Source organism: Anoxybacillus sp. EFIL, from assembly GCF_013096955.1.
In the GTDB taxonomy this organism is placed as follows: domain Bacteria; phylum Bacillota; class Bacilli; order Bacillales; family Anoxybacillaceae; genus Anoxybacillus; species Anoxybacillus ayderensis.
The window spans coordinates 40523-50025 of record NZ_SDLH01000013.1; the positions used below are offsets into that span (position 1 = coordinate 40523).

The 9503-nt window shown below is 41.0% G+C and carries 10 protein-coding genes and 1 rRNA gene; all 11 read left to right on the top strand.

The features are described 5' to 3' along the window. Positions 1–2 precede the first annotated feature (2 nt). The gene (gene hslO / locus ES017_RS14495; protein ID WP_021095789.1) at positions 3–890 is read left to right on the top strand and encodes an Hsp33 family molecular chaperone HslO; all 888 of its coding nucleotides are present in this window, start codon (positions 3–5) and stop codon (positions 888–890) included. Between the two features lie 77 nt (positions 891–967). Then, positions 968–1894 carry a cysteine synthase A gene (gene cysK / locus ES017_RS14500; protein ID WP_021095790.1) on the top strand — a complete coding sequence of 309 codons (927 nt, stop codon included), beginning with the start codon at positions 968–970 and terminating at the stop codon, positions 1892–1894. Positions 1895–2014: 120 nt separating this feature from the next. Beyond that, complete coding sequence (gene trpE, locus ES017_RS14505; protein WP_075039556.1) at positions 2015–3415, top strand: anthranilate synthase component I; 1401 nt, start codon at positions 2015–2017, stop codon at positions 3413–3415. Between the two features lie 5 nt (positions 3416–3420). Next, complete coding sequence (pabA, locus tag ES017_RS14510) at positions 3421–3996, top strand: aminodeoxychorismate/anthranilate synthase component II (protein ID WP_021095792.1); 576 nt, start codon at positions 3421–3423, stop codon at positions 3994–3996. A 6-nt stretch (positions 3997–4002) separates the two neighbouring features. Next, positions 4003–4872, top strand: coding sequence for an aminodeoxychorismate lyase (gene pabC, locus ES017_RS14515; protein ID WP_021095793.1), 870 nt, complete (start codon positions 4003–4005; stop codon positions 4870–4872). Between the two features lie 56 nt (positions 4873–4928). Continuing rightward, complete coding sequence (folP, locus tag ES017_RS14520) at positions 4929–5690, top strand: dihydropteroate synthase (RefSeq protein ID WP_223249791.1); 762 nt, start codon at positions 4929–4931, stop codon at positions 5688–5690. A gap of 4 nt (positions 5691–5694) precedes the next feature. Beyond that, a complete protein-coding gene (gene folB / locus ES017_RS14525) occupies positions 5695–6057 on the top strand; it encodes a dihydroneopterin aldolase (RefSeq protein WP_042535943.1) in 363 nt (120 codons plus the stop codon). 3 nt (positions 6058–6060) lie between these two features. After that, positions 6061–6597 carry a 2-amino-4-hydroxy-6-hydroxymethyldihydropteridine diphosphokinase gene (gene folK / locus ES017_RS14530; protein ID WP_021095796.1) on the top strand — a complete coding sequence of 179 codons (537 nt, stop codon included), beginning with the start codon at positions 6061–6063 and terminating at the stop codon, positions 6595–6597. Further along, a complete protein-coding gene (gene dusB, locus ES017_RS14535; protein WP_021095797.1) occupies positions 6597–7598 on the top strand; it encodes a tRNA dihydrouridine synthase DusB in 1002 nt (333 codons plus the stop codon). The genes folK and dusB overlap by 1 nt, the downstream gene beginning before the upstream one ends. A 67-nt stretch (positions 7599–7665) precedes the next feature. Further along, positions 7666–9150 (top strand): lysine--tRNA ligase, encoded by a 1485-nt coding sequence (lysS, locus tag ES017_RS14540; RefSeq protein ID WP_021095798.1) that lies wholly within the window; start codon positions 7666–7668, stop codon positions 9148–9150. Positions 9151–9393: 243 nt separating this feature from the next. Beyond that, positions 9394–9503: ribosomal RNA gene (locus ES017_RS14545) — 16S ribosomal RNA — on the top strand; the annotation flags it as partial.

Below are 9503 nucleotides of genomic sequence, written 5' to 3' on the forward strand. Positions count from 1 at the left end.
CAATGGCAGATTATTTAGTAAAAGCGTTGGCATACGATGGTCAAGTGCGAGCGTATGCAGCACGAACAACAGAAACGGTTCAGGAGGCACAAAGGCGACATGAAACGTGGCCAACAGCGTCTGCTGCTTTAGGTCGTGCCATGACGGCGGGTGTGATGATGGGGGCCATGTTAAAAGGAGATAGCCAAATTACAATTAAAATTGAAGGTGGTGGACCTATTGGACATATTCTTGTTGATAGTAACGCCAAAGGACATGTGCGTGGCTACGTATCCAATCCACATGTTCATTTTGAATTAAATGCGAATGGGAAGCTCGATGTCGCCCGGGCAGTTGGGACAAATGGGACATTAACAGTGGTGAAAGACTTAGGGTTACGCGATTATTTTACAGGACAAGTTCCGCTCGTATCTGGAGAACTTGGTGAAGACTTTACATACTATTTCGTTTCCTCTGAACAAACGCCATCGTCCGTTGGGGTTGGTGTGTTAGTTAACCCAGATTATACGATATTAGCGGCTGGTGGTTTTATTTTACAACTCATGCCGGGAACAGAAGAAAAAACAATTGCCGACATTGAAAAAAATTTAGCTACTATTCCGCCGATCTCCAAAATGATCGAAAGTGGTTTGACGCCGGAACAAATTTTATATGAACTGCTCGGTGGGGAACAAAATGTAAAAATTCTCGAAACGATGCCTGTGTCATTTGTTTGTCGTTGCTCGCGTGAACGAGTAGCAGATGCCATTATTAGCTTGGGAGCGGAAGAAATTCAGCAAATGATTGATGAGGAAGGGAAAGCGGAAGCATCTTGTCATTTTTGTAATGAAACGTACACATTTTCGGCCGAAGATCTTGAGGAGTTAAAAAAATTAGCAAAACAAAAATAAATGATTGACAATTTCGAAAATAACTGATAAATTGGTTACAAATTCTATAAAAATACTCGGGATTAGGGGTGGATGAAATGGCGCGTGTAGTACAATCCATTACAGAGTTAATTGGTCAAACACCGGTAGTAAAGTTAAATCGCATCGTTGATGAAAATAGCGCAGACGTATATTTGAAGTTAGAGTTTATGAATCCGGGAAGCAGCGTAAAAGACCGGATTGCGCTTGCGATGATTGAAGCAGCAGAAAAAGCCGGGAAAATTCAGCCTGGGGATACAATCATTGAACCGACAAGTGGAAATACGGGAATTGGTTTAGCGATGGTTGCTGCTGCAAAAGGATATAAAGCCATTTTTGTTATGCCTGATACGATGAGTTTAGAGCGTCGCAACTTACTTCGCGCTTATGGAGCGGAGCTTGTGTTAACCCCAGGGAGCGAAGGGATGCGAGGTGCTATTCAAAAAGCAGAGCAGCTTGCACAAGAGCACGGTTATTTTATGCCGCAACAATTTAAAAACGAAGCAAATCCGGAAGTGCATCGTTTAACGACAGGAAAAGAAATCGTTGAACAAATGGGCGATCAATTAGATGCGTTTGTAGCTGGCATTGGAACGGGTGGAACGATTACAGGAGCTGGAGAAGTGTTGCGCCAAGCATACCCAAACATTAAAATTTATGCTGTTGAACCAGCTGACTCTCCTGTGCTTTCAGGTGGAAAACCAGGTCCGCATAAAATACAAGGTATCGGTGCAGGATTCGTCCCAGATATTTTAAATACATCCATTTACGATGAAGTCGTCACTGTAAAGACAGAAGAAGCATTTGCAGCGGCTCGTCTAGCTGCTCGCCAAGAAGGTATTTTAGGAGGCATTTCATCTGGTGCAGCGATTCATGTAGCATTGCAAGTGGCGAAAAAATTAGGAAAAGGAAAGAAAGTGTTAGCAATTATTCCAAGTAACGGTGAACGTTATTTGAGCACACCACTATATCAGTTTGAAGAATAATTCGGCAAGGACATTCTTGCCGAATTTTTTTTCGTGATTGTTTCTATATGTTCGTTGTACAATAAGCGTATGGACTGATGGAGAGGAGTGACATCTTTGAGCCAGCAAAAGCGACGACCGATGATGAAAAAAATCTCATACGCACAACGTGACTGGTTTTCGCAATATAAAGCATTGTCGCGAAAACAGTTGCATCATGTTTTGCTTGAAAGCGGTCGGGACGGCCGATACAGTATTATCGGCTTACAACCATTTGCGGTTGTCATTGGAAAAGATGACAAGTTGACAGTGTGGCAGAAGCATCGCACAGAGACGTTTGAAGGGAATATATTGCAATCATTAAAAAAATGGTTGAATCAATGGAGGATAGACAAATTAGAGGAAGGTCCAGACTTTCAAGGTGGGGCGATCGGCTACATTAGTTACGATTGTGCCCGGTATATTGAAAAGCTCCCTTCGATCGCACGTGACGATTTAAACATGCCTGATTTATATTTTTTAGTATTTGACGATGTGTTTGTATATGACCATGATGAATCATCTCTTTATTTTATTACCCATTATGTAGATGGGGAAGAACGCCAAGCGCGTGAACGTCTTGAACGGTACGAGCAATTATGGACAACGGAATTTACCGATGCTTCTCGTCCGTTTATTCCGAACTATGAGAAGGAAGAAACGGTATCAATGAGCGAAGAGCAGTTTATGGAAGCTGTCGAAAAAGTGCGTGCGTATATTGCGCAAGGCGATGTTTTTCAAGTGAACTTGTCTGTGCGACAGTCGAAACGGTTACTTACTCATCCGTTTGCGATTTATGAAAAATTACGTACATTAAATCCATCACCATACATGGCGTATATGCATTTTCCTGAATTTCAACTCGTGAGCGGCTCCCCAGAGTTACTTGTGAAAAAGAAAGGGGAGTATGTGAGTACACGTCCAATTGCAGGAACGCGTTCACGTGGTAAAACGATTCAAGAAGATGAACAAATTGCTCAGTCATTATTAGCAAACGAAAAAGAGAGAGCGGAACATTTAATGCTTGTTGATCTGGAGCGTAATGATCTTGGACGTGTATGTGCATATGGAACGGTACACGTAGACGAGTTTATGGTAATTGAAAAATATTCTCATGTAATGCATCTCGTTTCCCATGTTTCTGGACGACTTGCAGAAGGGAAAGATGCGTTTGATGTGATATCAGCTGCGTTCCCAGGTGGAACGATTACAGGGGCACCGAAAGTACGAACGATGGAAATTATTGAAGAGCTAGAGCCTGTTCGACGTGGTGTTTACACAGGTTCCATTGGCTGGATCGGATTTAACGGCGATATGGAGCTAAACATTGCGATTCGAACGATGATTGCGAAAGATGGTCTTGCCTATGTACAGGCGGGGGCAGGGATCGTTATTGATTCTCAACCAGAACATGAATATAAAGAATGTTTAAAGAAAGCATTTGCCTTATGGAAAGCAAAAGAGCTGAGCGAAGAAGAGTATGTACAATTAAGCATGAGGTGAGCAAAATGATTTTAATGATTGATAATTATGATTCATTTACGTATAACTTAGTTCAATATTTAGGGCAATTAGGGGAAGAATTGATCGTTAAACGAAACGATGAAGTAACGGTTGCTCAAATTGAACAACTTCAGCCACATTTTTTAATGATTTCGCCTGGTCCTTGCAGTCCGAATGAAGCAGGCATCAGCATGGAGGCGATTCAATATTTCGCAGGGAAGGTCCCGATTTTTGGTGTATGTCTTGGTCACCAGTCGATTGCGCAAGTGTTTGGCGGGGAAGTTGTTCGGGCGGAACGTTTAATGCACGGGAAAACATCGCCCATTTTTCATGATGGAAAGACGATTTTTACTCAAATTCCGAATCCGTTTACCGCTACGCGTTATCATTCGTTAATTGTAAAAAGAGAAACATTGCCCGATTGCTTTGACATTTCCGCATGGACAGAAGAAGGAGAAATTATGGCCATTCGCCATAAAACATTGCCGATTGAAGGGGTGCAGTTTCATCCTGAGTCGATCATGACGGAATATGGTTTAGAGATGCTTAAAAATTTCATTACACTATATAGACGAAAGTGATGCCTTATGTTCGTTTATGTAAATGGACAAGTTGTAAAAAAGGAAGATGCTCGTATTTCTCCGTTTGATCATGGATTTATGTATGGGCTTGGGGTGTTTGAAACGTTTCGTGTATATGATGGACATCCATTTTTGCTTGATGATCATTTAGCTCGTCTTCATAACGGACTCGATATGCTCAACATTTCATGTTCTATCACTCGAAATGATGTTTTGCATATTCTTTCCCAATTGTTACAGGCTAACGGTTATCGCGATGCATATGTTCGTTTAAACGTTTCAGCTGGAATCGGAGATGTTGGGTTGCAAGTGGAACAATATACACATCCGACGATCATTATGTATATGAAACGTATTCCAGCCTTTGCGGAAGAGAAAGTATGTCAAACTTTACAAGTGAAACGAAATACGCCAGAAGGGTGTATTCGCTTAAAATCGCATCACTATTTAAACAATATTTTAGGTAAAAGGGAAATTGGTCATCATCCAAATGTAGAAGGCATTTTCCTTACAGAAGAAGGATGTGTAGCAGAAGGGATTGTTTCTAACATTTTTTGGGTGAAAGATGATGTTGTGTACACCCCTGCCGTACAAACGGGGATTTTAAACGGTGTGACCCGAATGTTTGTGATTGATTTACTACACTCATGGGGCATTCGTGTGGAAGAAGGTTTTTATTCGCTACAACAGCTAAAAAGCGCAGATGAAATCTTTTTAACAAATTCCATTCAAGAAGTTGTGCCGGTTTGTCGGCTAGATGAGAATATATATCCCGGGAAATGTGGGGAAATAACAAAACGTCTACAACGTGCGTACGCATCGTTTACAACGCATTTATGGACAAGGTACGACAGAAAGGATGGGTACGTCAATTGATTGATGTCATTTATTGCGGAAAGCATAAGTTAGATTTACGAAAACAAACGGTCATTATGGGCATTTTAAACGCAACTCCTGATTCTTTTTCTGATGGTGGGAAGTTCAATCACGTAGAGCAGGCAATTGAACGGGCAAAACAACTTGTAGCTGAGGGAGCGCACATCATTGATATCGGGGGGGAATCAACTCGCCCCGGGGCTGAAAAAGTACCGCTTGAAGAAGAATTGCGTCGCGTCATTCCCATTGTGGAAGCAGTAGCCAAAGCGGTGGATGTGCCAATTTCTATCGATACGTATAAAGCAGAAGTCGCAAAACAAGCCATTGAAGCAGGGGCTACGATGATTAACGATGTTTGGGGAGCAAAAGCCGATCCGAATATGGCTAAAGTAGCGGCTAATTACGGTGTTCCGATTGTATTAATGCATAATCGTCATGATCGCAATTATAAACATTTTATTTCAGATATGATCAATGATTTAAAAGAGAGTATACATCTTGTAAAGCAAGCGGGTGTGACGGACGAGCAAATTATTATCGATCCAGGTATTGGTTTTGCTAAAACAGTAGAGCATAATTTAGAAGTGATGCGTCGATTAGATGAGTTTGCAGTCCTTGATTATCCTATTTTGTTAGGAACATCACGAAAGTCATTTATTGGGCATGTGCTTGATTTACCCGTCCACGAACGAGTAGAAGGAACAGGAGCAACCGTTTGTCTCGGCATTGCGAAAGGCGTGCATATCGTTCGTGTACATGACGTTTTACCGATCGCTAGAATGGCTAAAATGATGGATGCGATGATCGGGAGAGGGTGAGAGTATGAGCGATAAAATTTACGTTCAGCAAATGGAGTTTTACGGTTATCACGGGGTGTTTCCTGAGGAAAATAAACTCGGTCAACGTTTTTACGTTGATGTTATGATTGAAACGGATTTAAGAAAAGCAGGTGTAACGGACGATTTAAGTGAAACGGTTAATTACGCACATATATATGACATATGTCAAAGTATCGTTGAAGGAAAGCCGTTTAAATTGATCGAGGCAGTAGCGGAACGTATTGCTGAGCAAATTTTATCTACGTATACAACGATTTCGTCGTGTACAGTCAAGGTGACGAAGCCAAATCCACCTATTAAAGGTCACTATGCGTATGTGGCAGTTGAAATGACGAGAGGGCGTTAACAAATGGAACATATTGCTTATATTGCATTAGGCTCAAATATAGGAGATCGTTTTGATTATTTACGTAAAGCGGTCACGGCTTTAAATAACCATTCATGTATTTCTGTTTTAGCGACATCTTCCGTTTATGAAACAGATCCGGTTGGATATGTCGAACAAGCTTGTTTTTTAAATATGGTTGTAAAGGTTGCTACGTCGCTATCTCCATTTGCTTTGTTAGAAGCAACGATGGACATTGAAAAACAGTTTGGTCGAAAACGAGAAGTTCATTGGGGGCCACGAACGTTAGACCTTGACATTTTGCTATATAATCACGAAAATATTGAAACAGAACAACTTATCATTCCGCATCCGCGCATGTATGAACGGGCGTTTGTATTAATCCCGTTGTTTGAAATAGATGAATCGCTAATTATTCCTTCCGTTCAACGTCCTTTACGTTCGTACGTTGAACAGTTATCGGACCAAGGTGTTCGTATATGGAAAAGTCGCAAAGCGGTGGAGGAACAATTTATGTTAGCAAGAAAGGAGGGAGTTTAATGTTTAAAATCGGAAATGTACAAATTAATAATCCTGTCGTGCTTGCTCCGATGGCGGGCGTATGTAATTCAGCTTTTCGTCTAACTGTAAAAGAGTTTGGTGCAGGACTTGTTTGTGCAGAGATGGTTAGCGATAAAGCGATTTTATTTAATAATCCAAAAACAATGGGCATGCTCTATATTGATGAGCGTGAAAAACCATTAAGCTTGCAAATTTTTGGTGGAGAAAAAGAAACGCTTGTACAAGCGGCCAAATATGTAGATAAGCATACGAATGCGGACATTATTGATATTAACATGGGATGCCCTGTTCCGAAAATTACAAAATGTGATGCGGGGGCAAAATGGCTATTAGATCCAAATAAAATTTACGACATGGTAGCGGCGGTTGTTGATGCCGTAGAAAAGCCTGTAACGGTAAAAATGCGGATTGGTTGGGATGAAAACCACATTTATGCTGTTGAAAATGCTCAGGCGGTGGAACGAGCAGGCGGACAAGCTGTTGCAGTCCATGGGCGAACACGCGTACAAATGTATGAAGGAAAAGCGGATTGGAACGTTATTAAACAAGTAAAAGAAGCCGTTCGCATTCCTGTTATCGGTAACGGCGATGTCCAGACTCCTCAAGATGCAAAACGAATGTTAGAGCAAACGGGCGTCGATGGTGTGATGATTGGCCGAGCTGCCCTTGGTAATCCGTGGATGATTTATCGTACAGTTCGTTATTTGGAAACAGGTGATCTCATTCCGGAACCATCTGTGCGTGAAAAAATCGAAGTATGCATTTTGCATTTAGATCGTTTAATCGCTTTGAAAAACGAGTATATCGCTGTAAAAGAAATGCGCAAACATGCTGCGTGGTACTTAAAAGGTATTCGTGGAAACGCCAAAGTGCGCAATGCGATTAACGAATGCCAGACGCGCGATGAGCTTGTGACGTTACTTATGAATTTTGTCGAAGAAGTTGAAGCAAAAGAAAGTGATGTTGTGATGGAAGTATAAAGCATACTGTCAGCTCATGCTGGCAGTATGGCTTAAAAAATAAAAGGTCATTGGAGTGAACTTTGTTATGTCACATGAAGAATTAAATGATCAACTGTTAGTTCGTCGTGAAAAGTTACATAAGTTACGTGAAAAAGGAATTGATCCATTCGGGAAACGATTCGAGCGCACACATAAGGCTGAAGAGTTGTTTGCGCTATACGGTCATTTATCGAAAGAGGAACTTGAGGAGAAACAAATTCATGTTTCTGTAGCCGGTCGCATTATGACAAAGCGTGGCAAAGGAAAAGCTGGATTTGCACATATTCAAGATTTAACAGGGCAAATTCAAATTTATGTGCGCAAAGACGATGTTGGCGAAGAGCAGTATGAAATTTTTGATACGTCAGATTTAGGGGATATTGTTGGTGTCCAAGGCACAGTATTTAAAACAAAAGTGGGCGAGCTATCTATTAAAGTGCATGCATATGAAATGTTAACAAAATCGTTGCGTCCACTCCCTGAAAAGTACCATGGGCTTAAAGACATTGAGCAACGTTACCGCCAACGTTATCTCGATCTAATTATGAATCCAGAAAGCAAAAAAACATTTATTACACGCAGCTTAATCATTCAGTCCATGCGTCGCTATTTAGATCAAAAGGGATATTTAGAAGTAGAGACCCCTATGATGCATTCGATTGCTGGAGGGGCTGCGGCTCGTCCGTTTATTACGCATCATAACGCTTTAGATATGACGTTGTATATGCGTATTGCGATCGAATTGCATTTAAAACGTTTAATTGTTGGTGGATTAGAAAAGGTATATGAAATCGGTCGTGTATTCCGAAACGAAGGTATTTCAACGCGCCATAATCCAGAGTTTACAATGCTTGAGCTTTATGAAGCTTATGCTGATTACACAGATATTATGAAATTGACAGAAGATATGATTGCGCATATTGCTCAAGAAGTGCTCGGAACTACAAAAATTCAATATGGAGAATATGAAGTAGATTTAACTCCTTCTTGGAAACGACTTCATATGGTTGATGCGATTAAAGAGTATGTTGGTGTTGACTTTTGGAAGCATATGAGCGATGAAGAAGCTCGTCAACTAGCGAAAGAACACGGAGTAGAAGTAGCTCCGCATATGACATTCGGTCATATTGTGAATGAATTTTTTGAACAAAAGGTAGAACAACACCTTATTCAGCCGACATTTATTTACGGTCATCCGGTTGAAATTTCGCCTTTAGCGAAGAAAAATCCAGAAGATCCTCGTTTTACAGATCGATTTGAACTATTTATCGTTGCCCGTGAGCATGCAAATGCATTCACAGAATTAAATGACCCAATCGATCAACGGGAACGATTTGAAGCGCAATTAAAAGAAAAAGAACAAGGAAATGACGAAGCGCATGAGATGGACGAAGATTTTATCGAAGCGCTAGAGTACGGTATGCCACCAACGGGTGGGTTAGGAATTGGTATTGATCGCCTTGTTATGTTGTTAACGAACTCACCATCGATTCGCGATGTGTTGCTGTTCCCTCAAATGCGTCATAAGTAATGATGAAAGTCCCGAGATGATCGGGACTTTTTTTGAAAAAAGTAAAAAAACATATTGCTAAAAGATAATCAAATATGATATATTACTAATCGTCCGTGTTGAAGATAACACGGAAAAAGATGAATAAAAAATGTTGACAAAGAAAACAGTAAATGTTATATTAAAAAAGTCGCTTCAAAAGCGACAAGATGTTCCTTGAAAACTGAACGAAGCGAAAAGCGTACAGAAGCTAAGGATAACTTTTCTATGGAGAGTTTGATCCTGGCTCAGGACGAACGCTGGCGGCGTGCCTAATACATGCAAGTCGAGCGGACGATTCAAAAGCTTGCTTTTGAATCGTTAGCGGCGGACGG

Bases quoted from the DNA above. Each gene is read 5' to 3' on its own strand.
- hslO (WP_021095789.1), top strand. From the start codon at position 3: ATGGCAGATTATTTAGTAAAAGCGTTGGCATACGATGGTCAAGTGCGA.
- cysK (WP_021095790.1), top strand. From the start codon at position 968: ATGGCGCGTGTAGTACAATCCATTACAGAGTTAATTGGTCAAACACCG.
- trpE (WP_075039556.1), top strand. From the start codon at position 2,015: ATGATGAAAAAAATCTCATACGCACAACGTGACTGGTTTTCGCAATAT.
- pabA (WP_021095792.1), top strand. From the start codon at position 3,421: ATGATTTTAATGATTGATAATTATGATTCATTTACGTATAACTTAGTT.
- pabC (WP_021095793.1), top strand. From the start codon at position 4,003: ATGTTCGTTTATGTAAATGGACAAGTTGTAAAAAAGGAAGATGCTCGT.
- folP (WP_223249791.1), top strand. From the start codon at position 4,929: ATGGGCATTTTAAACGCAACTCCTGATTCTTTTTCTGATGGTGGGAAG.
- folB (WP_042535943.1), top strand. From the start codon at position 5,695: ATGAGCGATAAAATTTACGTTCAGCAAATGGAGTTTTACGGTTATCAC.
- folK (WP_021095796.1), top strand. From the start codon at position 6,061: ATGGAACATATTGCTTATATTGCATTAGGCTCAAATATAGGAGATCGT.
- dusB (WP_021095797.1), top strand. From the start codon at position 6,597: ATGTTTAAAATCGGAAATGTACAAATTAATAATCCTGTCGTGCTTGCT.
- lysS (WP_021095798.1), top strand. From the start codon at position 7,666: ATGTCACATGAAGAATTAAATGATCAACTGTTAGTTCGTCGTGAAAAG.